We start from the raw sequence: 25,268 nt of genomic DNA, 5'->3' as shown, positions 1-25,268 counted from the left end.
CCCTCCATAGATATTCCTTCAGGAGGCCTTTTCGGAGAAGCCGATCCCCAGCGCTCTATATATGTCATGCATTGAATTCAGAACTCATGGTGCAAAAAACAGTTAACGGAAATTAATTCTTGCCTATCAGAAAACGAAAGGGGCTTGAATTCAAGCCCCTTTCCTTGTTCGCTATACTAGCGACGGATTTCTTTAATTCTCGCAGCTTTACCGCGCAGGTCACGAAGATAATAAAGCTTCGCACGACGCACTTTACCACGGCGAGCTACTTCGATTTTCTCGAGTTTAGGCGAGTTGAGCGGGAATGTTCTTTCCACGCCAACACCGTAAGAAATTTTACGAACTGTAAAAGTTTCACCGATACCACCGCCGCGACGTTTGATTACAACGCCTTCGAACAACTGGATACGCTCACGAGTTCCCTCGATAACTTTTACGTGCACTTTCAAAGTGTCACCCGGGCGAAAACTCGGGATATCTTTGCGAAGTTGTTCTTGAGTTACTAATTCTAGGATATTCATTAAGGTCTTCCTCCTTCCGTACAGGTGTTCTTGCCTCTTCAGAAAAACTATAACTTCATCATTATCAGCAGAGGACCACCGTATTCCACACAACAGAGATAATAATACCATAACGTAAGGGCTAATACAACTTATTTCCACTATTTTAGAGTGGCAGCATATCCTGCTTTATTGCTTTGGACTTGCAGTCCTTGCACAAGCCGACTACCGTTCCATTCTCCTGGGCATAGAAGACCAATTTACCATTCTTTTTCTTGCATGACGAGCAGGGTTGATCCCCTGAAATTGTTTTGGTTTTACGATGCTTGTCCATTGAAATAACATTGCCATTACTATTGGTATTATTGGCCCGATGATCACTTGAATTCTTGGTTAAACGGCCACGGAAAATAAAATAAATTACTACCAATACCAACAACACAATAATAACTGTTGTATAGCTCATTCGGCTTCATCCACCCCCTTGTTCTCACACCTATATAAAAGTTATTTTAGCATAGTTGAAAATTGAATTGTAGTTGTGGACTCCACCTAGTCTAAAGTCCAGTACAACAACCGGACTCCAGCCTATTCTTCAATATTCTCCCATAATATATAATCAGAGAAGTACATATAAATCTAGGGGGACAATCAAATGTTAAAAAATCATAAGCTGATCATGCTTGCTGCGGTTGCGGTTCTATCCACTACCCTTCTGGCAAGCTGCAGGCCGTTACCAGGCAAAGTTGATGCTAACCATGAAGCTGAACAGAACATTGGAGAGATCATTAAACAGGAAATTGGACAAACAACCGCAAATGTAGAGCAAACCGTCCAGAATACGGCTGACAAGGTTAAGGATGAGCTCACAGAGAATAGTATAAGCAAAGAACTCTCCGCCTCCCTAGCGATCGATTCTGCCTCCGTACTCAGCATTGATAACGCAGTTGGCACAATCGAGATAACCTCTATTGCTGGAGACAACATAAACGTGAGTGCCACCATTATGGCTCATAACGTTTCAGCTCATTCAACGGATCGTCAAGATATTCTGGATCACGCTGAAGTTTCCATTCAGATTAACGGGAATACGTTAGAAGTATCTACCACTCCTAAAGAAAGCGCCAAAAAGGATCTATGGACCTGGGCACAAGACAAATACGGCTACTCCGACTTTAGCATTAACTACATCATAGAAATTCCTGCTAACCTTAATAGGTATCAAATTAACAACCGTGTCGGAGAAATTAGTCTTCATAATCTAGAAGGTACTTACCACATCGTTAGCAATGTCGGTGCGATTAGTATTGAAGGAGCTAAAGTCACTGGCAAATCCAGCGTAGAGTCCAACACAGGCAGCATTCATCTAGGAATCACAGACATGAAGAACGGAAGCAGTCTTAAAGTAAAAAGTGATATAGGCAGCCTCACTGCTATTCTAGCCAATGATCTTAAATGCAGCTTGGATATCGAAAGCGAGCTTGGACAAATCACTGGAGCCACAAATGGCACGAGTGAACTGGGCGGTGGTGGCCCCCTATTATCCTTAAGCACCCAAATCGGTGCAATCACAGTGCAACAATAAATCATGGAAAAGAATGCGGAGACAGCAAAAACAGACCACCTCGATAACCGGATGGTCTGTTTTTGCTTGAAGAGCTTTCTAAATAAGAGCTATCGCCAATAAGGTGAACAAGCTTAAGGTTAGAATTTGACTACCATAACCGTAAGGATAGAAGGCAGAAGTCTTGATTGGCCCCTTCCCTTCCGTTCTTAAGTACACATTATTAGCATCCACATTGGTAATAACTCCTTCGTATTGCTGACCATGTACGGTCATAATCCGCACCTTTTTATTCATGCAGCGCAAGCAGTTATAATAAGCATCCACTTAGGAAATACCTCCTCATTCGTATTGCTGTATTTTATGAGGAGTGGGAAAGGCCGGTAACGGCTAAGTGATCCCACTTATAAATCTTTTTTCAAGACTCACTATCCTGTTAGCGGACTCAGTGATATCATAATAATTGTATCAAGTTCATTTGAGGAGGCTAAAGATCATGACTAGAAATGGGAGCCTGTTTATCAATGAAGGTGTGCTGCGCATCGCTATATTTTTCATTTTGATATCGCTTACTTACACAGTGCGCAATTATCTCTGGGCTGTATTACTTCTCGTGGTTGTTGGATTATACTCTCTCGTTACAGGGTTCCTCAAGTTTAGACACAGTGATGAATCGTAAATGAAATTATGTTCAACAACAATGCCCCCTTCAACTGGGATATTAGGAATTCCGGCAGAAGGGGGCATTGTAATGCACTAATACTCCTAAATATAGGTTGATTCTCCTAAACTATTTTCTATAAATTACCTCTAAAATTTAATGGATATTCTATAAAGATTATGCTATACTCTTGGCACAAGGAAAGGAGGTGCGTTCACATCAAGCATGACATGCTGAACGTATCCCTTACCCGGACCAACGGCTAATGTTTCTATCGTTGGTGGCGCGGGATACGGATCAAAGCTTCAAACTAGCGCCTCGGGTAGAGAAGACCGTCTTCGGACGGTCTTTTTCATGTTCTTTTTCCAGAAATATTTACGATGGACTTTGGAGATAATAAATAAGCCTTACTGCAATGAACAAAAGGTTCACGGCAGTAAGGCTTATTTGTTTCCTGCTATATAATCACAAATCTCTAAAGCACGAAGATCTGCTCTATAATTGGCGAATGGAGATTACGATTTACGATTCTTATAGAAATCGATAATATCATTCACTGTACGGAGCTGCTCCGTCTCTTGGTTGACAGCTTCCACTGTCTGCTTATATTCTTCACGTGTCTTCGTATTCAATGTAGTCATTCCTTTCAATAATTACAGCACTTATTATAATTACCCTTAAAAAGGAATAGTGACGCACATTTTCTAAAAAAAATAAAAACGTCCCTTCAACGTAAAGACGTTAAAAAGACGTGTAACTAGCCATGTACTATAAGTAATATTAGGCTGGGCTATTTTTCTTTAAAATCTCCAGAGCTTTCAAATCCTTCTTCGTCAGCTCTGCGGTCTCCAGTAGGTCGGGTCTGCGCTCTAGTGTACGCTGAAGGGCTTGTTCCCGCCGCCACACCTCAATATTCGCATGATGCCCGCTCAGCAGGATATCCGGTACCTTCCAGCCCCGAAACTCTGCCGGACGCGTATAATGCGGATACTCCAACAAACCTGTGCTGAACGAATCGGTTATGGCTGAGGTCTCATTTCCTAGTGCCCCTGGCTGCAGCCGGACTAACGAATCAATCACGGTTAATGCCGGCAACTCTCCACCAGTCAGCACGTAATCACCCATTGAAAGCTCATCTGTTACGAGATGCTCTCGAATACGCTCATCATAACCCTCATAATGACCACAAATAAAAATCAGGTGCGACTCCTGTGCGAGTTCCTCGGCTATTTTCTGATTATAAGTTTTCCCTTGCGGACACATCAGTATAATACGCGGTTTCACCGGTGAGGAAGACATCTCTAGAACATGTTCCACCGCAGCGAAGATCGGGTCCGGCTTAAGTACCATCCCCCCACCTCCGCCATATGGCGTATCATCCACGCTATTATGCTTGTTGCCCGAGAAATCACGAAAGTTCACTGCATTCAATGCCACGATTCCCTTCTCACGGGCTTTCCCCAGAATACTTGTGCCAAACACACTCTCACACATTTCAGGGAATAGTGTTAGCACATCAATCCTGATCATGGCAGCAGCCCTTCCATCAGGTGCACCGTAATCCGTTTAGTCTCAATATCTACATCCAACACTACATCCGGGATAACGGGAATAAGAATATCCTGACCTTTGGCTGGCTTCACAACCCAAACATCATTCGCACCGGGCTGCAATATTTCGATAATCGTACCCAAGGACTCGCTTCCAGGTTCATCAGTAAACACTTCACAACCCACGATGTGGTGAAAATAGTATTCGTTCTCCGGCAATTCAACCAAGTCCTTGCTCGGAACCTTGAGGACGCTGCCTTTATATTTCTCCACTTGGTTAATATCGGTGTAGCCCTTTAACTTAACGATAAACATACCCTTATGTTCACGGGCTGATTCTACGATAACTTCGAATCGTGCGCCACCATTCGGAGGATATACGATTAGCTTTTTTTCTGCCGCAAAACGTACTTCCGGGAAATCCGTGTGCGAGAATATTTTAATCTCCCCACGAATACCGTGTGTATTTACAAGCTTGCCTACGGTTAATTCTTCCATCATAAAACCCTCTCCTTTAAAAGCCTGATTCTATATATTTGCACAAAAAGGAGCCGGGATATACTATCCCTAGCCCCTCATTGTACGCAGTATTTAAGATAAAATATCTACTGTTACGCGTTTATCGCTCTTGACTGCTGCAGATGTGACTACAGTACGTAACGCTTTGGCGATTCGACCTTGCTTACCTATTACCTTGCCCACGTCATCAGGATGAACGGACAGTTCATAGACAATCAAGTGATCCTTCTCCACGGTTCTTACCGTCACATCTTCTGGATGATCCACTAAAGCCTTAGCAATAACTCCAACTAATTCTTCCATAGAGGACCCTCACAATCAGTCATTATTTCTGTAGCTTAAGCTCATGGAACTTCTTCATCACGCCTGCTTTGGAAAGCAGACTGCGAACTGTATCAGATGCTTGAGCACCTGTTTGAAGCCATTTAAGAGCTTTTTCTTCATCGATCTTAACTACTGCCGGTTTTTCAATCGGATTATAGTAACCGATTTCCTCGATAAAACGACCATCACGAGGGGACCGGGAATCGGAAACCACTACACGATAGAATGGCGCTTTATGAGCACCCATTCTTTTCAAACGAATACGTACTGCCACGAAATTCACCTCCTTAAATTAATTTCGATCCCACCCAAACCCTCCCTTTAGAAGGGAGGGCCCCAAGGGTTGCACCCTCTGGACACCCGCAACTAGCGTAAGTGTTCAGCAGGGCGTTGCTTGGAGACGTTTGGGGAATGATCGCTTTCGTCCCTAACGGGACACGCTTGACTGTTTGCGTTATCTAGAAAGAAACAGGGATTATCCTATGTTGTACAATGGATAATCCTAAGTTCGTATAGAACAAAGAAAAAGATTAACGGAAAGGGAATTTCATGCCGCCGCCCTTGCCACCCATGCCTTTAAGTTGCTTCATGGCGTTCTTGGCACCTTTACCTCCGCCGCCCATCATGCCGGAGAATTGCTTCATCATCTTACGCATCTCGTCGAATTGTTTGATGAGGCGATTGACCTCGGCTACAGAAGTACCGCTACCTGTAGCGATACGCTTGCGGCGGTTATGGTTAATGATCTCAGGCTGCTGCTTCTCGTTCTTAGTCATTGAATGAACAATGGCTTCGACACGACCCATTTGCTTATCATCAACCTTCAGATCCTTCATGCCTTTGGCTTTGTTCATGCCAGGCAGCATTTCGAGAATTTGATCAATAGGGCCTAACTTCTTCACTTGATCCATCTGCTCCAGGAAATCATCAAACGTAAATTCTGCGTTACGCATCTTACGTTCCATTTCCTTAGCCTTTTCGGTATCAATGTTCGACTGGGCCTTCTCAATCAGCGACAACATGTCACCCATTCCCAAGATCCGTGAGGCCATCCGTTCTGGATGGAACGGCTCCAGTGCATCGATCTTCTCACCTAACGCAGCGAATTTGATCGGGCACCCTGTAACCGCTTTGACGGACAATGCTGCACCACCACGGCTGTCGCCATCAAGCTTCGTCAGCACTACGCCGGTAAGCGCAAGCTGCTTATTGAAGCTGTCGGCTACGTTTACGGCATCTTGACCGGTCATGGCGTCTACTACAAGCAGCACTTCATCAGGACTAACAACACTGTGAATCTGCTTCAGCTCTTCCATTAACTCTTCATCAATATGCAGGCGACCTGCAGTATCGATAATGACATAATCCAGTCCGTTATCCTTCGCATGCTGGACAGCTTGTCTGGCAATTTCTACCGGACTGGTCTGATCCCCAAGGGAGAATACCGGTGCCTTGATCTGCTCTCCCAGCACTTGCAGCTGTTTGATGGCAGCAGGACGGTAAATATCAGCCGCTACGAGCAGTGGGCGGTGATTGCCCTTCTGCAGTAACTTGGCTAGCTTCGCTGATGTTGTTGTCTTACCTGCACCTTGCAGGCCCGCCATCATAATAACTGTTGGTGGTTTGTTTGACTTTGCCAGCTTGGCTTGACTTCCGCCCATCAGCTCAGTTAGTTCCTTGTTAACGATATCGATAATAACCATGCCGGGAGTGAAGCTATTCATAACTTCCTTGCCTATGGACTTCTCTTTAACCTTGGACACGAAGTCCTTGACAACCTTAAAGTTAACGTCCGCTTCCAGTAGAGCCAGCCGTACTTCGCGCATGGCTTCGTTTACGTCTTCTTCGGACACTTTGCCTTTGCCGCGCAGTTTGCTAAACACATTCTGCAATCTTCCGCTTAAGCTTTCAAATGCCATATGCAGCTTTCTCCCTTCATGCTACTCCAACCTCTGCAAACGATCCACGATATCCGCAAACCGCAGTTTATATTGCTCAGGCAGCATCCCATCATCCGGCAGTCTGCGCAGTTCATCTAAATGTTTATTACGAGTCTCATACTTGACCAACAAACCAAGCTTATCTTCATAATTCTCCAGAACTTGCTCCGCCCGCTTAATATGTTCATACACAGCTTGGCGACTAATCTCAAATTCAGCAGCAATTTCTCCAAGAGAGAAATCATCATGGAAATAATATTTCAGAAACGTTTGCTGCTTCTCTGTAAGCAACCGTTCATAGAAAGCAAAAAGTAAATTGATTCGGTTAGTTTTCTCGAGCCTATTCTCCTGACTCATTAAGGGCACTCCCTTCGTCAAGGAAAAACACTTTACAGCTTCACAACGTCCCTTATGATACCGAAAACAAAGAGAGATGTCAAGTCTTTTCACTTGTCATCTCTTTGTTAAGATAACAATCAACTTTCCAGCATAAAATACACTGATATTTAACTCAGCGGTATTAGGTACAAGAGGGATGAAAAGTGGACAACACTCCCTGCAAGCACGAATACATGCCAGATCGCATGATGATACGGGAAAGCTCTCCATACATAAAAGATGGTCCCTAGCGTGTACAGCAATCCACCAATCAACAGTAGGTGCATACCTCCTGCGGCTACAACATGAGAGAGTGGACTCCAGGCGATCATCATCAGCCAGCCCATGATAATGTAGAAAATAGTGGACATGAACAAGAATTTTTTAACAAAAAAAGCCTTGAACAAGACTCCTAATACGGCCATTCCCCAGATGATGCCAAACAAGCTCCAGCCGAGTGTTCCACGAATCGCTATAAGCAGATAGGGCGTGTAAGAGCCGGCAATAAACAAATATATGGAGGAATGATCGAAGAATTCGAATAAATCCTTCGCTTTCCCATCCCTGAGACTATGCACCAGTGTTGAATTGAGATATAACAGCAGCATCGTTGCACCATAGATAGAGAAACTGACAACATGCCAAGCCGTCCCCTTTTCACTGGATAAAACAATAAGCAAGACGAGCGCAGCTATGCTTAATACGACACCAATGCCGTGTGTAATCGCATTTGCGACCTCTTCCTTGCGGCTGTACGTATGTGTGTTTGCCATACTAAAATCCTTTCATTTTGCGGTTTTCTTCTATTATATCCTTTACCCCAGAGTCAATCCAATCTTGCCGGCGATGCTTCGCTCGAAGCTTACAATTTATAAAGCTCTGTATACTTCACCTCCAGATAGTCGGCCAAATAATCAGGATTCAGTGGCTCACCTGTCACTTGTTCGATAATCTGTGCAGGCGTCAGGCTCTTGCCATACACATAAATTTTAGCAGTCAGCCACTCCTTAATAGGCAGCAGATTGCCGGCAGCGATCAGTTCATCAAACTCCGGCAGCTCTTTGCGAAGGGTGTTAAGGATTTGGGCAGCATACATATTGCCCAGGGAATAAGAGGCGAAATAGCCAAAATCTCCACCAGACCAGTGCACATCCTGCAGAACTCCAAGTTCGTCCGTTGGCGGTGTTATTCCCAGATATTCCTGGTACTTGGCGTTCCAGACCTGAGGCAGATCCTTAACGGCAAGCCCCTCATTAAAGATCAGTTTCTCAATCTCGTAACGGACAATGATATGCAGATTGTAGGTCAGCTCATCTGCTTCAATCCGAATAAAGGAGTTGGCTACGCTGTTAATGGCCTGGTAGAAATCCTCTACCTCTACACCCGCAAGCTGCTGCGGGAAATGCTGCTGCAGGTCACCATAGTAACGATGCCAGAAGGTTCGGCTGCGACCAATCATATTCTCCCATAATCTCGACTGGGACTCATGAATGCCCATAGATGCGCCTTGAGCAAGCGGTGTACCTACAAGTTCTTTATTGATATTTTGCTCATAGAGTGCATGCCCGCCTTCGTGCAAGGAGCTGAATACAGCACTCGTAACATTATCAAGCAGGTAGTTGGTCGTGATGCGAACATCGCCCGGATTAAGTCCAGTGGCAAAAGGATGCACACTCTCATCCAAACGTCCCGCTGCAAAGTCGTAACCCATCTGCTCCAGAACAAAAAGTCCGAACTTCTGCTGCTGCTCTTTTTCAAAGATGGCATGCAGGAATTTCGTATCTGGCTTGTGCGGCGAAGCAGAGATCGCTTCTACCAGCGGAACAAGACGACTGCGCAGCCGGTTGAATAAATCGTCTACCTTCTCCACAGTCAGATCAGGCTCATACATATCGAGCAGTGTATCGTAACGTGTGCCTTTCACGCCCCAGTAGTCGATAAACTCCTGTTTGAAAGCCACTATTTTGCTTAAATAAGGCTCAAAGGAGGCAAAATCGTTATTCTCCTTGGCTTCCTCCCACATCGTTTGGGAATGGGCAGCCAGGACGGAGTACTCCTCGTATCTTTTGGAAGGAATACTCTTGCTGCGGTCATACTCCTTGCGGCAATCCGCAACAATTGTATTCTGCACAGCAGTCAACTGCTTCATTACCTCAGGACGGCTGAAAAACTCGGTGAATTTCCCCATCAAGGGCGAGGTCTCCAGTCTGAACATTTCTCCACTCAGCATCCCAATGGTTTCGGAACGAATCTCAGCTCCCTTACGCGGCGCACCTGTGCGCAAATCCCAATGCAGTAACCCAATCGCTTCCGAATACCCACTAATCTTAGCTAAAAGCTCACTGAATTTCTCCCACTCATCCTGTACATGCTGTTCCATTGTAGAGCACCTGCTTTCTCTGTTTTACCGACTCCTCTTGATGATACTTTTTTAAATAAGTATAATCAACTTCAGGAGCATACATCTCTAATTTAAAATACTTCTTCCGATTGCGGTTGAAGCAGACCTTGCTTCGCATAACTTTTTAGGAGTGTGACCGGCTATGAGGATTCAAGTAACACCTCTCGCAGAAAAGAAATTGCAGGAGAGGCTTGGCGTCGAGCCGGGTATTTTCAAGCTTTTCTATGATACGGAAGGCTGCGGCTGTGACGGGATCAACGTACTAACGATCGTCCACGCGGCGGAGCAGGGGGATTCTGTCATTGAGGCAGGCACTCTACCCTTTATCATTAGCCGCCAACAGGAAATCTTTTATGAAGAAACGATGCGGCTTGATACAGAAGAACAATTCTCTTCCTTCAAGCTGGATAGTCATTCGCAAATTTATGGCAATAACATTCTAGTAAGAGACTTACGCACTTAAATATAGCTCGTTAATCTGGAGGAGGACACACGGTCATGAGTCAAATTTCCAATATTATGAACTTTAATGAACATTTTGTAGAGAACAAGGAATATGAAGCCTATCTGACCAGCCGTTATCCGGACAAAAAAATGCTCATTATTACCTGCATGGATACGCGACTGGTTGAGCTTCTACCTAAGGCTATGAATTTCAAGAACGGTGATGTCAAAATCATCAAAAATGCGGGAGCCGTTATTTCCCAGCCCTTTGGCAGCGTTATGCGCAGCGTTATGGTTGCGCTATATGAACTGGACGCCGATGAAGTCATTGTCGTGGGACACTATGATTGTGGCATGGCTTCTCTTAATTCAGAAAGAATGATCCAATCCATCAAAGATCGTGGTGTCTCTGATGAGGTATTGTCAACACTGGAGAACTCAGGAATCAAGCTTACCAACTGGCTGCGCGGCTTTAACAATGTAGATGAAGCGGTCCTGCGCTCTGTAGAGTTAATTAAGCGCCACCCCCTGCTCCCGCCTAATATTCCTGTGCATGGCATGATCATCGACCCGACAACCGGAGCGCTTAAGCTTGTCGCAGACGGTTACGAGCAACTCAATGTTTAAACTACGCAATAGTTCAATCGAATATTAATCAAAAGGGACAGCTTATGCAGCTGCCCCTTTTGTTGTATTTTCGGATATGAAGCCTATGGACGAAAATATTGCTTAACCGTTCCCTTGCCAGCTTCCACTACGATCTCCGCATAGGCCCCGTTGATAAACGTGATCTGCGGCGGAACATGGCCACAATCGATATCATAGATTATCGGTAGTTGAAGCTCCTCTGACAGTTCCTGATAAATGTCCTCAGCGGTGTAGCCCTCAACAGGCTTGTTGGCCGCACTTCTGCCAAACATCACGCCTGAACAATGCTCAAACCAGCCGGCCAGCTTCATTTGAACTAAAGATCTGCGTAAATCGGTTGTGTTCAGCTCACAATTCTCCAAATACCAAACTATAGGCTCATTATGGATGATTTGTTGTTGAAAATACTGTAGATTCCCAAAGGGTGTACCGATTAGATGTCTGATTACGTCTATACATCCGCCCAATAAGCGACCTTGTAGATGTACAGTGTCAGTTGACACTGTTCTCCATACTGTGGACTCCGTTAGATGAAAGACATAGGGTGATGGTTTCGCATCCTGCCATTCCCGTTGATATTTCTGTGAGGAGTGCTGAAGGATGGAATCACCACTTCGTGTAGATAATACCGCTTGCCACTGTGCTGTTGTCTCATCAAAATACTTTCCTCGCAAATCAAGAAGATTCGTTCCGTGAGCAGTGGCTATACCGGTTCTTAAAGTAATAGCCATTAACAATAAGCTGATGTCTGAATAGCCTAATATCCACTTATTTGTAATCAGGTCAAAATCAATATATTCAAGGATCTCGATCAGCAGTTCCCCGCCCCAAGGCGGAATGATGATATCAATATGTTCATCAGACATCATCGCATTGAACTCTTCAGCACGTATTTTGGCGGGAGCAGACTTTGCTTTAGCTTGTGTGCTCGCAGTTTCTCCTATACTGAACTGGAAACCCTCTTTCTTCAACCTTCCAGTGGAAAGCTTAAGCAATTCCTGATATTCTACGCCAACCCCGGATGAGGGTGCTGTCACCCCGATCGTAGCTCCTTTATCTAAAAAAGGATATGTAATCATATGTCGCCTCCAAGTTGTCATACTCGTGCAAGAAAAGAGGATACCCCCAGCTACATCGGGACATCCTCTTTTCGCTTTAGATTAAAGAGATTGCCAACAATTCGAATAGCACAAGCGGCAAAATAACGTTGTTATTATACGGAGAGCCCGGGTATGGGCCGCCTGGGTAGGGAGTAGGATACGGCTTATAATAAGGGTTATAATATCCACGAGCCATTTCTGTGGTAACCTTCATGCTTAAATACAGATGCTTGTTATCTACGCCGGCGATTACTCCTTCATGGACTTGCCCTTCCACCGTTTGTACCTTCACTTTATGGTTGAGATATGGCTTGCAGGAATGATGCAGGGATTCACGGACACCGTGCAGGTGCTGGATCACAGCAGGATCGGCTTGATAAATAACAGTCTCTGGCTGCCCAGTGTAATATGTCGACATCGTTGTTCTGACCTCCGTAAATGAATTTACTCCATTCTATGCAGAAGCCTATGCCACGGTGCCTACTTAAAGGCAACCCGCTTATGGAATAGCCACTTTCTCAACCTTAACGTTCACAGCAACCAAAGACAGACCCATCATGGTCTCCACCGCATTGCGTACATTCTGCTGCAGAATGTAACACACCTCTTGAATGACACAGCCATAGTTTACAATAACCCGCAGATCAATGGCAACGTCTACCTCTTTGACCTCGACAGATAAACCTTTGGATACATTTCTACCGCTGAGGCGCTGAGCCCACCCTTTAGTAATGTTGCTTCCGGACATTCCCGCGATTCCTGGCGTTTCCAGTACCACACGCCCTACAATGGACGAAACAACACCATCGGAAATATCAACCAGACCTTTTTGAATTTCCCGTTCCATATGAATCCCCCTTTAAGCTATTGGATCTACATATACATTAATACACCAAGCACTAGATTCACAAGCACCTAGACCCAGACCAATCCTTCTATATTGGAATTCGAATCGTAAATACCGTTGCTTCCTTATCCCGCTTGTTGAGTTGAAGCGTACCGCCCATTTTCTCCATGTTCTTCATAGCAATCGATAAGCCTAGCCCTGTCCCACCGGACGCAGACCGCGCTTTATCCCCACGAACGAACGGATCAAATATCGTGGACCATAACTCCTCAGGAATTCCGATTCCCGTATCGGCAATTTCTATGACAACATCGTCATCTGAAGGTATGACCTCCACTCGCAGTTGCGTCCCTGGCGGATTATAGGTTAGGGCATTGGAGATCAGATTATTTACCACACTGGAGAGCAGCTCTGAGTCGTAGCTTGCATACACGCCCTCATCAGGAGCAAGGAATTGCAGCACAAAATCTTTTTGTTCAATCTCCCCATAAGTATCTGCGATAATTTCCCGCATGAATTCACTCAGGTCTTGCCGTTTCATATGCAGCATAAAGTCAGGCGAATCTATCTTCAGCAGGTCCAAGATATTTTGGATAAGCTTGGTGACCTGAGCGGATTTGTTATAGATGTAGGTTAAATAACGTTTCTGACGTTCTTCATCCTCGCCACGGCCTTCCATCAGCGCTTGCGCATATCCTTGAATACTCGTAATCGGTGTCTTCAGGTCATGCGAAAGATCTACCATGAGACGTTGCTTACTCTCCTCCGCTTGGCGCTTCTCTTCCGCTGTTCTCTCAATCACGTCAGCCATGTAGTTGAAGGTATCGCCAATTTGAACGAATTCCTCCTCTGCATATAGGGTAATACGAGTATTGTATTTCCCTCTGGTCATCTGATTGAGACCTTGCGTAATAATACGCAGCGGTTTCCTGATTCGCCGGGCCATCCAATAGCTGTATACAAATATAAGCAACAACATCAGCCAGATTGCAAGCAGGACATAGAAGGAAACTGGATGTTTCAGATAAGAAATCAACGGGTCGCTATTAATGGAGACATCAATTTTTTCACGGGGTATTTTCAGCAACAGCCAGCCAGCAGCATTGTCCGGAAAATGGGCCAGCGAATAGAAATAAGTCTGTTGAGAGCGGTTCTCCAGCCCAATGAATAAGTCATCATCACTATACTGACTCACTAAGTCCAGCTTCTCTCCCACAACCTTGATGACCTTTCGCTCGTTATCCAATATTTCCAGCCACCCACCACTTTGCAGGAGCCGTTTGCTTTCAATTCCGTTGTCCGGATCTTCCATATACGCGTTGGCTTCAACCTTCAGATCCGGGTCCGCTATCCGATACTTTGCGAACGTATGGGTCACATCCAGACTGACAAATAAGTATACCCCAAGCGCAAGAACCAACAGGATAAACATAAAGAGCATAAAATCCAAAGTAAATGACGTTTGCAGCGGCCGCTTTTCCCTAGTTCTCCACAGGCGCTTCAATTTTGTACCCCAATCCTCGAATAGTTCTCAAATATTGTGGCTTTTTAGAGTCCTGTTCGATCTTCTCTCGGATATTGCTGATATGCACCATAATACTATTGTCTTCATACACGTAAAAATCCTCCCAGACCGCCTCATAAATTCGTTTGCGGGTAAAGACACGCCCTGGCTGTTCCATCAATAACTCCAGAATTTTGTATTCCGTGGAGGTAAGGGCCACTGGCTGACCTGAACGGTACAGCAGACATTGGCTCCGATCCAGCATTAAATGGCCGAGTACAAGCTGCTCACTCTGCTTCTCTTCAACCACCGGGGCATCGAAATGGTAAACCCGCCGCAACATTGCCCCTACACGAGCCACAATTTCCAGTGGATTAAACGGTTTGGAAATATAATCATCCGCTCCAAGCTCAAGACCCAGGATCTTGTCGTGATGCTGACTTTTCGCAGATAGAAACAGCACCGGAAACTGATATTGCTCGCGGATCCTTTTCAATAATTGCAGCCCATCCATACCAGGCATCATAATATCGAGAATAGCCAGATCTATTTTATTATTTTGGATCAGCTTCAGAGCCTGTGTTCCACTGTTCGCTTCCAGAATGGTATATTCTTTCTCCAGATATAACTGCAGCAGTTCGACAATCTCCGACTCATCGTCAGCGATCAAAATGGTGTACATGGTCATCCCCCCAGTGTCTTACTATATCTTAACATTCTGAACCCAACCTAAACAGAATCTAAAGATTAACTAAATAATGCTGCCATCCCAAAAAAAATCGCACATAGGAACGGGTCCCATGTACGAATGCTCCACAAATGACTGCTAAAATGCTACCCCAATTCCGCCTTCACCGGCATAAGTGCCCATAATCGGACCCATATTGGAGAAGACAACCTCCTTGAAGGGGTATTTCTCGAGAATCCGTTCCTTGATCTCCAAGGCCAGCTTCTCGCAATTGCTATGCACGATAGCGACAACAGCCTTTTCATAATCATGTTGCTTCTCTTCGAGACGGGCCAGCAGACGGGTTAGAGCTTTCGGAAGTCCGCGTGTCTTCTCCACTACCTCTACTGTTCCCTCATCGCTGATCTTAAGCAGCAACTTGATATTGAGCACCGAAGCAACCGCACCCGACAATCGGCTTAGCCGTCCGCCCTTAATCACGTTCTCTAGTGTGTCCAACGTAAAATAAGCTTGTACCTCTTCGCTTTGTCGAACTACCTTCTCTTTCAGTTCCAGCAGACTTGAGCAGGTCAGAGACCACTTGCCCGCCATAGCAACAATCAGCGATAGCCCTCCGGAGAAATTCTTGGAATCTATAACTTCAATCGCATTGGTATGTCCTTCGTCTTTATACATTTCCATAGCAATCCTCGCAGCCTGATAAGTACTGCTGATATTCGCGGACATGCAGATGACCATAATGTCAGTGCCTGCTTCCACTTCTATGAACTTCTCCAGAAATACCATTGGACTTGGACTGGCTGTAGTAGGCAATTCCTTGGATTCGCGCATTTTAGCATAAAAACTCTCTGCATCTGTATCTTCCGGCATCAGCTCATGTTGAAAATGAACTGGCAGATGGATCACCGAAATATTATATTTCTCCATGTATTCAAGGGGTAGATCAGAACCGCTGTCAGTAATAATCTTAATAGCCATAATAGGGACTCTCCTTTCAATATCAGTACTATTATAGCTATCACCATTTGGAAACTCCAGTATCCTTTATAACTTGTAAAGTTGAATTATTTGTGCATCTTAAATTGTGTTCGTGATCCTTAGTGTGATATGGTTTATAAATATGGATATAGAAATGGAGTGTAAAGAATGAGCAAGGACAAAGTATGGAACAAAGGTAAACATAATGGACGTGGTCTGGTGAAAAAGGACGTTGCGGGCACAGAAGCAACAGCTGCAGCGGAACCGGATACAACTGAGGCTACGATTGAAATTCCGAATCCCCGAACGGATACCGTAAAACCGATGAAGCGTGATAACTGGGTAGTGAGACCGACACGCGTCATTCCTAAAAATAACAAGTGAATAATGATCATCTCATGCAACGAAGTAACCCGTTGAGAGAATCCAAATAAAACAACCTGCGGCCGATTGGCAGCAGGTTGTTTGGATGTGCAACTAAACCCATTATTCGGTCTCTGCCTCTTCCCTTGACGGGGCCTCTCCCAGCAGCTGCTTCAACAGCTTTTTCATCATGACGGATGCCTTCACTTTAGTCTCCAGACAGGGAGAAATTTCGATCTCATAGCTTCCCTGGCGGATGGCCTGCTTCAGCTCCTCTACTGTAGAGCAGCTATCATGCAGCCGATTCAAGACACTTCCGTACTGCAGGCATTGATGACTGTCACTGCCAGCGATCACCGGAACATCCAGCTTTTCGGCAAAAGGCATAATCAGCTGTGTGTAAGCTTCCGTTCCCTGCATGTAAATATCTTTAGCATTGAGATCAAAAGCATCCAACCGCTTTAGCAACTTCGGGTCCAAATGATGCAATGGCGTGGAGCTCCGGAACGGGTGCGCTCCGATTTTCCACAGGTCATGCGAATCGGCCAGATCAAGCAAGTTGCTGAAGGGCACAAAGTGACCTTCGCTGGTATGCTCACTTAGCAAAGTTCGGACAGCAAGAATGTTCTCCTTAAGCCCGATCAGCAGGATGTGCCCCGTCTCGAATATATCCACCTCCATACCTGGAAACAGCTTGAGCCCGTCAACATCATAATAATGGCCGTTATACGGATACATGCTATCAAGAGTTGCGTACATGTCGAAGAAATTAGAGGTATTAAAATGCTCTGTCAAAGCCAGAGCCTGCAATCCATTTGCTTTGGCCTCCAACATCATTTCCCGGAAATAATCAGGGGAAAAAGCTGATTTCTTAGACAGTTTCCCATGGGTATGCAAATCAATATTCATGATTAGTTTCGTCTCCTTTTAAGCTTTGCCTGTTAATAGAGCAGGTTAGGGTGCAGATACCCAAGCCAGAACAGCAGGGTGATATAAAGACAAGAGCCTGACAGAAACAACCAGTCGGACCACTTCATTAATAAATAGGAGAGCTTGAGCTTCTTCACCTTGGGGTTGTTTAGAGCATAACTAAAGCCTCTAGTCTCAAGCGCTTCTATAGTTGTCCGAGACCGTTTAGCCGTGTTCAGCATCAGCGGATAAAATACCAGCACTACAATCCGCAAGTAATACACCGCTGTTCTGCAATACAACCATCCGTGCTTAAGCGGTCTTTGTCCTCTCAATCTGAAGGAAAGCAAGATTTGGTGAAACTCCTCCAGCAAGGTAGGTAAGATACGATAGCCGTAGGATAAGCTGAAAGCAAACATATCCGGCACACCTAACGACGACAGGCCATCACTCAGCCGTTCTGGGTCAAGACTGGAAAATACAGTAATGCTCGCCAGCGAGATTACAGATAATTTAAGTGTGAGTGTCAACATAGGCAGCAGTGATTCAATCCCCCCTCCGAAAAAGAGGGACAACAGGAATAACCACCCAATCTGGCTGATTAGGCCAAAACATAGAATAAATAAAATATACGGACTGACCCGCGATAGAACAGTAGTTATGACCATTAGGATAAACATCCCCAGCAGGATTGTTCTGTTATATACAAACCAGGGTACGATGGCAAAAAATAAATACCATACCAGCAATGTGCGCGGGTCCAGCTTTCCGAGAAAAGTACTACTGCTGTTATAAGCGGTTCCGAGCAGCTCCAGCTTGATCTGCTCTACAGATATACGGTCAAGCGCCCGTTTGACAGCATCCACTATGTACGGGTCCCTCCTTCTGAAGTGCAACGTTCTGCGTAAACTCTTCCAGGCTGCTGCAAATATGGGGGAGTCCCAGCATCTGACTCAGCTCCATTAATGGAGTCTGAGCCAGACCGGCGCGCTGCAAAAGCTGCCCGTCGGCGAAAATCTCGTCCTTGCTGCCGTCAGCAATAATCCGCCCTTGGTGCATAACGATAATTCTACTCGCCCATTCCGCCACGAGCTGCATGTCATGGGTTGCAATCACAACCGTCTCCACCTGGCCGCGAAGTGTCTCCAGCACCTTGACCATTTCCTGTTTGGTTGAAATATCAAGATTGGCCGTTGGTTCGTCCAGCAGCATGACCGCAGGACGAATGGCCGCTCCGATCGCCAGCGATACCCTGCGCTGCTGGCCGCCGCTGAGCAGACGAGCATCCTGTTCCGCAAGCTCGCTAAGCCGAAAGGCATGCAGCATCTGTTCTACTCTCTCCTCTGTATCTGTTAGCCTCCGCGCTTTCAAGTAATAAGCAATTTCTTTGCGCACCGAGTCCTCTATAAACATCTCCTCTGGGTTCTGGAATATATAAGCCACTATTCCGGATAAGCGCTCAGGTGGCAGTCCATTTACCTTAATTCCTTTTACATTGACCGTACCTTCCGTGGGTCTGACCATACCGGCTATCAGCTTCATTAACGAAGACTTGCCCGCTCCATTGTTGCCGATGAGGGCCACAGACTCGCCTCGCCGCAGCGTAAGCCCAATTCCGTTCAGAACAGGATTCATTGTTCGATGAATCGTACGGTAGGATAACCGGACGTCTTTCATTTGTACGACAATCTCTTTCTCCTTCTCCACTAGATGCACCTCATTGGTAAAAAGCACCGAAGGAACAACCTCCTTATCACGATGTATAAAGCAGGCTTTTCCTTCACCAACATTCAAGGGATATAACCTACCTAACCGCAAACCAGGCTGTAGCATCCAGGCAGCCTGTGTTACATCCGGCGGGTATATGCCTAGCGCAAGCAGCTCATCCACGGAAGACATCGCTTCTCGAACAGGCTTCTGCCAGCGTATACTGCCGTTGTCCATCAGGATGACATTTCTGCAGTAATCGGCAATAAATTCAGCATGATGCTCGATGACCACAATTGTTTTGCCATACTCCACATTCAAACGTCGCAGGATCTCATAGATGTGCCGCGCATGCTGCGGATCAAGCTGAGCCACCGGTTCGTCGATGACAAGAATCTCCGGCTCCATGGCGAGTGCACCGGCCAAAGCAAGCAGATGCTTCTGCCCGCCGCTAAGCTGCCAGATGAATTCATTTCTTAGCTCGCTAAGACCTGTCAGGGCCAGCGCCCGCTCGCCCCGCTCCTTATAATCAGCAAAGCCATAATTCAGCGGAGTAAAGCATACATCATCCATTACCGTGGGTCGCACCAGCTGATTCTCGAAATCCTGGTAGACGTAGCCTATATGCCTGGACAGCTCCGCAACAGATCTCCCTTCACTTGACAGGCCGCAAATGACCGCCTCCCCGCTGAAATCACCACTGTAATAATGTGGAATTAAACCGTTGAAGCATTTGCAGAGCGTTGATTTCCCTGATCCGTTGCTGCCGATAACCGCTGTGAAGTCCCCTTCTACTAGGCGCATTGATACATTATGCAGCACTGGCTGATCAGCCCCCGGATACGTAAACGTCACTCCCTTTAGCTCAAGAACCGGTTCACGCATCCAGCTGTCCCGCTTGCTGTCCCTTGCGCTTCGCACGTCGAAGCAGTGAGATTATTACCACAGCCGCAACAACTGCTGCAACCAGCATGCTCAGCCAGATCATACTTTCCTCATTGGATTCTGCCCAAGGCAACTCAAATTCGCCGATGCTCCAGCCCGATTCCGACACAAGCTCTGCCCCCAACGCGACCGCAGCCAGCAGAATTCCGCCAATGACCAACTTTGGAGACAGCCAGGTACCCGATGCATACTTCATATTCCGTTCACGTGGCTTCATGCCAAGTAAGGGCTCGATCTTCCCGTACAATCGCGGCACCAGATACAAGGTGGGAAGCAGTGCGAACAAAATACCCGAGAACAACACATCGTTTAGAAAGCCCACTCCCTCAATCACGACGATACTCTCCGCCAAACCTTTCACCGCTTCCAGTTCCTCAACCCCAACCCACACCTTGACGATATCCACAACAGAGCTTAAGAACTGGTGTATGGCTACCCCGATCATAGCTGCTACACCGACCTGCCTGCGATTCTTAGGATCAGACACCATTCGCCCTGCTGTATACATCGCTAATGAAAAGGTAATGAACTTCTCGAGTTCACCAAGTCCTCCGAACTGGCCCAGCATTAATTCACCGAAAATGATTTCGCCGACAGCGGCTCCTACAGCAGCATACAACGGATGAAATAGCATACACAATGTCAAAGGAATGAAAGCGAAATATTCAACAGACAGCTCAACAGGACCCAGCTGGATACTGGGAATCAGCTCCGTAAACATGTTGGACAAGCCATAAAGCGACATCGACAGGACAAAAATCATCATTTTTTGTGACTGGGTCAGTGTATAACGCATTTTCAACGTACTCATGGACAAATGACCTCCTACAGGGATTTATCTTTAGTATAAAAAAGAGTTGTCAGCACAGCTTTTCCCATTTGTTAAAGGAGAGTAATATTTCTTTCAATAATTTTAACGTTGTAAAAATATTTACAACATCTTCGCAGGTTATATTGGGTTCAACGATTCATAAGTAGGAGGATTATAGAGATGTATAAAGATTGGAGCCGCCGCGCTTTTTCACCGAATCAACGGATCATTGCCGATTTTATTCAGAAAAATGAGCAGCGCGTCGTATATATGACCGAGCAGGAAGTGGCTGACGAGCTTAGTGTGAGCATTGCCTCTGTATCCCGGTTCTGGAAAGCCGCTGGCTTCAAACATGTCAAGGATTTCAAATCCCGGCTGCGATTCCGCTTTGAATCCACGCCTTCAGTTAAAATGCGCGATGCCATGCAGCGGACCGGCGATAATTCTCTGCCTCAAACACTGCTGGATATTTGTGCGCACCACTTAGAAGAAACGCAGCGTTATTTGACCGACGAAGTGCTGCAGCGTGCCGTGAATGCCCTTACGGCGGCAAGGCATATCTATATTTACAGCCCCGGACCCTGTGCCGGACTGGCCGAATTGATGTGCTATCGCTTGGCGCGCTTCGGACTAAGCCTTAAGCGAATGGCCCCGAGCGGACATGAGCTGCTGGAGACATTAATGCATGCGGGGAAACGAGATACGGTGTTGATCTTCGGATTTGTACAGCTTTTGCCGGAAACAGAGGTTATTCTCGACTATGCACGTGAAGCAGGGTTTCAGGTCATCCTGATTACCGATAGACTTGTCTACCCCCGTTCCCAGGATGCCGATATTGTGCTGTACGCCGGACGGGGAGAAGTATGGGAGTTTCACTCCATGGTCGGACCCACCTATATTATTGAGAATCTGATTCTCGGTGTCGGACTTGCGAACCGGGACAGCAGTCTGCGTAAGCTGGACAAGCTTCAGCACCTGCGGGCACAATATGGCAGCAAGCTCCCTCGTAACTGAAGTATTCAAAGAAAGCGCCGCAGGTTGATCTCTGCGGCGCTTTCTTTGAATACAAATCCAATCCCCAATTCGTGGCAGACCGATAAAACCGGTAAAATCTCATCCGTTAACTTCCGGCTCCATAGTGAATATTCAGCCTGCAGCTTATGCCTTACCCTTGGCAGCCAGAAGCTCCCTCACGGCCTCTACATTAGTGATCGGTTCCCGGCAGGCAAAATCACGGCATACATACGCAGTAGCCGCTCCGCGAATAGACGGCTTATCGGCAAGATGAGGCAGGAGCTTCACAATGTCTTCCGCTCCAGTTCCCTCCCACTTCACGAGCAGGACAGCATCCGGCATATAGGCTTGCTGGAATTGGGCCAGCATTCCGTGCAGCGCCGGATCATCGTGCTTCCCGGACAGCACCCACTCCTTGCCGCCACCCACCATGGCCAATAGTGCCTGCAAATACATCGCATAACCCGCTGGGTAACCCATTGCTGCGACTCCCAAAACTCCGGCGGTGCGTTCGGCAATTCCTTTTAACTCCACATCCTGAGTAACAGCCGCCAACTTCCACAGAATCTTGGCAGCCACCGAATTACCAGACGGCATCGCCCCATCATACAGCTCTTTGGAACGAATCGGCAGTTGCTCCCCATCCCGGCCACTAAAAAAGAATCCACCTTGCTCTTCGTCAGTGAACAACTCCAGCAGTCCATCCTTCAGGATTAGTGCCCGTTCCAGATATACGGCCTTGCCAGTAGCCTCATACAACTCCGTCAAACCCCAGAGCATAAAGGCGTAATCGTCCACATAACCCGGTATAGCCGCATCTCCATCCCGATAGCGGGCCAACAGTCGGCCATCTTCACGCCGCAGCTTATCCCATATGAAATCTGCGGCAGTGGCTGCAGCCTTGGCATACTCCGGCTGTTGCAGCGCCTTCGCGCCTTTGGCCAGCGCCGCAATCATCAGCCCGTTCCAAGCCGTCAGCACCTTGTCATCCTTAGAGGGATGAATCCGCTGCTCCCGATATGCGAACAGCTTCTCCCGCCATTCCTCCATCCGGGTTCGCAAGCCCAGCGGATTCATGCCCAGTTTCTCTGCCATCTTATCCGGCATGTCCTGCAGCAGATTCGGAATATTACGGCCTTCAAAATTCCCCTCCGGTGTTATCCCGTACACATGGCAGTAGGAATGCATATCCTCCAAGCCAAGCGCCTCCTCAATCTCATCCCGGGAGAACACATAGAATTTCCCTTCTTCACCCTCCGAGTCAGCGTCCTCCGCACAATAGAACGCACCCTCCGGTGAAGTCATATCCCGCAGCACATACGTAAACACGCTCTCGGCAATCTCCGCATATAATGGCTTTTTGGTAATCTGAAAAGCCTCCAGATAGACGTAAGCCAGCAGCGCATTATCATAGAGCATTTTCTCAAAGTGGGGAACGAGCCACTCCCGATCCGTCGAATAACGCGAAAATCCAAAACCAACATGGTCATATAATCCACCACGGAACATCGATTCCAGGGTAGTTTCCACCATTTGCAACGCTTCCGGTTTATCATAGGCCTGACTGTAAGCCAGCAAAAAAGAAAGATTATGCGCCGAAGGAAACTTCGGTGCATTGCCAAACCCGCCGTACTGCTCATCAAACTGGCGCTCGTACAACTGGAAGGCCTCATGCAGCAGCTCTTCACCGACTTCAGCGCTTCCACTTTGGCGATCCTTCTGCTCTGACGACTGCAGCTCAGCCAGCAGATCGTCTCCAAGCCGGGTAAAAGAAGCTCCGTCCTGTGCCCATTTGTCGCGGATTTGTTCCAGAACATCCATGATTCCCAACCGCCCGAACATCCGCCGTTTCGGAAAATAAGTACCCGCATAAAAAGGCTTCTTCTCCGGCGTCAGCAGCACCGTCAACGGCCAGCCGCCCGATCCTGTGAGCGCCTGACACACTGACATATACAGCGCGTCAATATCCGGCCGCTCCTCGCGATCTACTTTAATAGCAATATAGTTCTCGTTCAGCAAGCTGGCGACTTCCTCGTCTTCGAAGGACTCGCGCTCCATTACGTGGCACCAGTGGCAGGTTGAATAGCCGATGGATAGGAAAATCGGCTTGTTCTCGGACTTGGCTTTGGCAAAGGCTTCGTCTCCCCAAGGGAACCAGTTCACGGGGTTGTGTGCGTGTTGCAGCAGGTATGGGGACTTTTCCTTGGCTAATCTATTGGGTACTTTTTGAGTTGTCATGGGGCATCACCTCTTTTGGGTTGGATTTTGGTAAAGTATTGCTTATGGTTAGTTTACCCAAAAAGGTGGGGGAAGGCGCAATATAAATATGACTTCGTCCAATCTTTTAGTATTTATAAATTTAAAGGCCTTAGGACATAAGATGTTTATCTTGCCTATTCCACTTGTCCTTATAATTTTTTCACTGAAATCAGCTTTTTCTTTTTTTTCAAATGAGGGAACATACCTGCAGTTGAAACTTGTGTTAGTTGTGTCGATTACGTGTATGAAAACCTCTCGTATGGTTTACTCTGGTATCATTAATATCTTTATAAATTCTAGTTCCATCAATATATTGTTCAAAAAACTTGTTATAACCAAGCTCGTTTGCGAATTTATAGAAATTCGTTTGATCGATTTGTATACCAGCTGTCCAACTAAATCTTTTTTTATTAGTAATCTGTTTCACTAACCATGGGTTAATAATTAAGTCATAAGAGTCATCATTATTTATTCTCAAAAATCCTAAATTAGTTTGTGGCAATAATCCGTCTAACATCATAATTTCTGAATGAATATCTTCATACCATTCTATTTGCTCATTCTCTAGAAATTTATTTAATAATTTTGTGGCTATGTAATATCTTGAAGAAGTACAAACATAGTTAATATGAATAATGGGCACCGTATCATTTGCATTATTCTCTGTCATAGCAAATTCTTTTGCAGTATCAAATTTTCTTCTACCGTATGTATTTGATATTAAAAAACTATTTTTTTTGTTGGTCCATTTATTTCCAATATTATGAAGAAAGGAATATAAGTACAATCTTAAATCGTTTAACTCAATAGACTTATTATTAACCTCTCTCAATAATTCATTATATTTCAACTGTCCTTGTAACCCTTTATCAATTAATATCTTATTAATATCTTCAATTAATTTCTTAATCTCCTCGGCTATGCTCAAATTATTATTCATATAAAAAAAATATTCATTAAAATTATTTTGCATAAAGTAATTACTTTTTATGCCTACAATAAAATGTTTATCTAACATAGTAAAAAAATCAGGATTGTGTCGACTACCTCTCAACAATAAATATATCTCTCTCTTCTTCTCCAAAAATTCCAATTGTTTATATATCTTAAAAAACTCGTAAATAATATATGGTTTTACTTCTAGCATTTCATATGGATTATCATCACTAAAAGTTTTTACATTATCGATTTTATCTAACATTATTTACCTCCTA

30 protein-coding genes are annotated in these 25,268 nt (G+C 45.7%); 6 read left to right on the top strand and 24 right to left on the bottom strand.

The genetic code is table 11. From position 1 onward, the window contains the following. Positions 1-176 precede the first annotated feature (176 nt). Both rplS and GJB61_RS27760 read right to left on the bottom strand, forming a co-directional pair. Complete coding sequence (rplS, locus tag GJB61_RS27765) at positions 177-521, bottom strand: 50S ribosomal protein L19 (protein WP_154122279.1); 345 nt, start codon at positions 519-521, stop codon at positions 177-179. 145 nt (positions 522-666) lie between these two features. Further along, positions 667-966, bottom strand: a complete 300-nt coding sequence (locus tag GJB61_RS27760; RefSeq protein ID WP_154122278.1) for a hypothetical protein — start codon at positions 964-966, stop codon at positions 667-669. A gap of 189 nt (positions 967-1,155) precedes the next feature. Between GJB61_RS27760 and GJB61_RS27755 the strand changes: the two genes are divergently transcribed. Further along, complete coding sequence (locus tag GJB61_RS27755; RefSeq protein ID WP_154122277.1) at positions 1,156-2,085, top strand: hypothetical protein; 930 nt, start codon at positions 1,156-1,158, stop codon at positions 2,083-2,085. Positions 2,086-2,163: 78 nt separating this feature from the next. On the opposite strand, the gene GJB61_RS27750 is transcribed toward GJB61_RS27755, so the two are convergent. Further along, entirely contained in the window at positions 2,164-2,391 is a 228-nt protein-coding gene (locus GJB61_RS27750) for a hypothetical protein (protein WP_338116166.1), read from the bottom strand. Positions 2,392-2,560: 169 nt separating this feature from the next. Between GJB61_RS27750 and GJB61_RS27745 the strand changes: the two genes are divergently transcribed. Beyond that, a complete protein-coding gene (locus tag GJB61_RS27745) occupies positions 2,561-2,743 on the top strand; it encodes a hypothetical protein (RefSeq protein WP_154122276.1) in 183 nt (60 codons plus the stop codon). A 497-nt stretch (positions 2,744-3,240) separates the two neighbouring features. On the opposite strand, the gene GJB61_RS32275 is transcribed toward GJB61_RS27745, so the two are convergent. From GJB61_RS32275 to GJB61_RS27705, 9 genes are all read right to left on the bottom strand, one after another. Further along, complete coding sequence (locus GJB61_RS32275; protein WP_267490849.1) at positions 3,241-3,366, bottom strand: hypothetical protein; 126 nt, start codon at positions 3,364-3,366, stop codon at positions 3,241-3,243. A gap of 139 nt (positions 3,367-3,505) precedes the next feature. Then, entirely contained in the window at positions 3,506-4,252 is a 747-nt protein-coding gene (gene trmD, locus GJB61_RS27740; protein WP_338116176.1) for a tRNA (guanosine(37)-N1)-methyltransferase TrmD, read from the bottom strand. Further along, positions 4,252-4,776 carry a ribosome maturation factor RimM gene (rimM, locus tag GJB61_RS27735; RefSeq protein ID WP_154122274.1) on the bottom strand — a complete coding sequence of 175 codons (525 nt, stop codon included), beginning with the start codon at positions 4,774-4,776 and terminating at the stop codon, positions 4,252-4,254. The genes trmD and rimM overlap by 1 nt, the downstream gene beginning before the upstream one ends. Positions 4,777-4,866: 90 nt before the next feature. Next, positions 4,867-5,097: a KH domain-containing protein gene (locus GJB61_RS27730; RefSeq protein ID WP_019910364.1), complete on the bottom strand. Its 231-nt coding sequence runs from the start codon at positions 5,095-5,097 to the stop codon at positions 4,867-4,869. A 22-nt stretch (positions 5,098-5,119) separates the two neighbouring features. Beyond that, a complete protein-coding gene (rpsP, locus tag GJB61_RS27725) occupies positions 5,120-5,392 on the bottom strand; it encodes a 30S ribosomal protein S16 (protein WP_239715973.1) in 273 nt (90 codons plus the stop codon). 256 nt (positions 5,393-5,648) lie between these two features. Continuing rightward, positions 5,649-7,037: a signal recognition particle protein gene (gene ffh, locus GJB61_RS27720; RefSeq protein WP_154122273.1), complete on the bottom strand. Its 1,389-nt coding sequence runs from the start codon at positions 7,035-7,037 to the stop codon at positions 5,649-5,651. A 21-nt stretch (positions 7,038-7,058) separates the two neighbouring features. Then, a complete protein-coding gene (locus GJB61_RS27715) occupies positions 7,059-7,415 on the bottom strand; it encodes a putative DNA-binding protein (protein ID WP_154122272.1) in 357 nt (118 codons plus the stop codon). Positions 7,416-7,564: 149 nt separating this feature from the next. Next, a complete protein-coding gene (gene trhA, locus GJB61_RS27710) occupies positions 7,565-8,209 on the bottom strand; it encodes a PAQR family membrane homeostasis protein TrhA (protein ID WP_154122271.1) in 645 nt (214 codons plus the stop codon). An 89-nt stretch (positions 8,210-8,298) separates the two neighbouring features. Next, entirely contained in the window at positions 8,299-9,816 is a 1,518-nt protein-coding gene (locus GJB61_RS27705; RefSeq protein ID WP_154122270.1) for a carboxypeptidase M32, read from the bottom strand. Positions 9,817-9,979: 163 nt separating this feature from the next. Here GJB61_RS27705 and GJB61_RS27700 point away from each other — a divergent pair, with 163 nt between their 5' ends. Beyond that, entirely contained in the window at positions 9,980-10,300 is a 321-nt protein-coding gene (locus GJB61_RS27700) for an iron-sulfur cluster biosynthesis family protein (protein WP_154122269.1), read from the top strand. 35 nt (positions 10,301-10,335) lie between these two features. After that, positions 10,336-10,908, top strand: a complete 573-nt coding sequence (locus tag GJB61_RS27695) for a beta-class carbonic anhydrase (RefSeq protein ID WP_154122268.1) — start codon at positions 10,336-10,338, stop codon at positions 10,906-10,908. A gap of 83 nt (positions 10,909-10,991) precedes the next feature. On the opposite strand, the gene GJB61_RS27690 is transcribed toward GJB61_RS27695, so the two are convergent. From GJB61_RS27690 to GJB61_RS27665, 6 genes are all read right to left on the bottom strand, one after another. Beyond that, positions 10,992-12,008 carry a S66 family peptidase gene (locus GJB61_RS27690; protein ID WP_154122267.1) on the bottom strand — a complete coding sequence of 339 codons (1,017 nt, stop codon included), beginning with the start codon at positions 12,006-12,008 and terminating at the stop codon, positions 10,992-10,994. Positions 12,009-12,084: 76 nt separating this feature from the next. Beyond that, positions 12,085-12,447 carry a hypothetical protein gene (locus GJB61_RS27685; protein ID WP_154122266.1) on the bottom strand — a complete coding sequence of 121 codons (363 nt, stop codon included), beginning with the start codon at positions 12,445-12,447 and terminating at the stop codon, positions 12,085-12,087. 81 nt (positions 12,448-12,528) lie between these two features. Next, positions 12,529-12,876, bottom strand: coding sequence for an Asp23/Gls24 family envelope stress response protein (locus GJB61_RS27680; protein WP_154122265.1), 348 nt, complete (start codon positions 12,874-12,876; stop codon positions 12,529-12,531). A gap of 88 nt (positions 12,877-12,964) precedes the next feature. Next, positions 12,965-14,317, bottom strand: coding sequence for a sensor histidine kinase (locus GJB61_RS27675; RefSeq protein ID WP_229522485.1), 1,353 nt, complete (start codon positions 14,315-14,317; stop codon positions 12,965-12,967). A 40-nt stretch (positions 14,318-14,357) separates the two neighbouring features. Continuing rightward, positions 14,358-15,062: a response regulator transcription factor gene (locus GJB61_RS27670; protein ID WP_154122263.1), complete on the bottom strand. Its 705-nt coding sequence runs from the start codon at positions 15,060-15,062 to the stop codon at positions 14,358-14,360. Between the two features lie 144 nt (positions 15,063-15,206). Next, complete coding sequence (locus GJB61_RS27665) at positions 15,207-16,046, bottom strand: DegV family protein (RefSeq protein ID WP_154122262.1); 840 nt, start codon at positions 16,044-16,046, stop codon at positions 15,207-15,209. 168 nt (positions 16,047-16,214) lie between these two features. On the opposite strand from GJB61_RS27665, the gene GJB61_RS27660 reads away from it, so the two are divergent. Further along, positions 16,215-16,430, top strand: a complete 216-nt coding sequence (locus tag GJB61_RS27660; RefSeq protein ID WP_154122261.1) for a hypothetical protein — start codon at positions 16,215-16,217, stop codon at positions 16,428-16,430. 102 nt (positions 16,431-16,532) lie between these two features. On the opposite strand, the gene GJB61_RS27655 is transcribed toward GJB61_RS27660, so the two are convergent. The 4 genes from GJB61_RS27655 to GJB61_RS27640 are packed head-to-tail and all read right to left on the bottom strand — an operon-like array spanning position 16,533 to position 20,781. Then, positions 16,533-17,318: a PHP domain-containing protein gene (locus GJB61_RS27655; RefSeq protein ID WP_154122260.1), complete on the bottom strand. Its 786-nt coding sequence runs from the start codon at positions 17,316-17,318 to the stop codon at positions 16,533-16,535. A gap of 32 nt (positions 17,319-17,350) precedes the next feature. After that, positions 17,351-18,184, bottom strand: coding sequence for an energy-coupling factor transporter transmembrane component T family protein (locus GJB61_RS27650; protein ID WP_338116165.1), 834 nt, complete (start codon positions 18,182-18,184; stop codon positions 17,351-17,353). Beyond that, on the bottom strand, positions 18,159-19,910 hold the full coding sequence (locus tag GJB61_RS27645) for an ABC transporter ATP-binding protein (RefSeq protein WP_154122258.1): 1,752 nt from the start codon (positions 19,908-19,910) through the stop codon (positions 18,159-18,161). The genes GJB61_RS27650 and GJB61_RS27645 overlap by 26 nt, the downstream gene beginning before the upstream one ends. Continuing rightward, the gene (locus tag GJB61_RS27640; RefSeq protein WP_154122257.1) at positions 19,903-20,781 is read right to left on the bottom strand and encodes a DUF8171 family membrane protein; all 879 of its coding nucleotides are present in this window, start codon (positions 20,779-20,781) and stop codon (positions 19,903-19,905) included. The genes GJB61_RS27645 and GJB61_RS27640 overlap by 8 nt, the downstream gene beginning before the upstream one ends. A gap of 180 nt (positions 20,782-20,961) precedes the next feature. Between GJB61_RS27640 and GJB61_RS27635 the strand changes: the two genes are divergently transcribed. After that, positions 20,962-21,795: a MurR/RpiR family transcriptional regulator gene (locus tag GJB61_RS27635; protein ID WP_154122256.1), complete on the top strand. Its 834-nt coding sequence runs from the start codon at positions 20,962-20,964 to the stop codon at positions 21,793-21,795. Between the two features lie 144 nt (positions 21,796-21,939). Here GJB61_RS27635 and GJB61_RS27630 read toward each other — a convergent pair whose 3' ends face one another. Both GJB61_RS27630 and GJB61_RS27625 read right to left on the bottom strand, forming a co-directional pair. Beyond that, positions 21,940-24,033, bottom strand: a complete 2,094-nt coding sequence (locus tag GJB61_RS27630; protein WP_154122255.1) for a thioredoxin domain-containing protein — start codon at positions 24,031-24,033, stop codon at positions 21,940-21,942. A 244-nt stretch (positions 24,034-24,277) separates the two neighbouring features. Continuing rightward, positions 24,278-25,255, bottom strand: coding sequence for a hypothetical protein (locus GJB61_RS27625; protein WP_154122254.1), 978 nt, complete (start codon positions 25,253-25,255; stop codon positions 24,278-24,280). Positions 25,256-25,268 lie beyond the last annotated feature (13 nt).

The sequence above is a fragment of the Paenibacillus monticola genome (genome assembly GCF_009664975.1).
Taxonomy (GTDB): domain Bacteria; phylum Bacillota; class Bacilli; order Paenibacillales; family Paenibacillaceae; genus Paenibacillus_AQ; species Paenibacillus_AQ monticola.
Note: the sequence above shows the minus strand (reverse complement) of the source record. Positions and strands in the feature narration are given on the sequence as shown.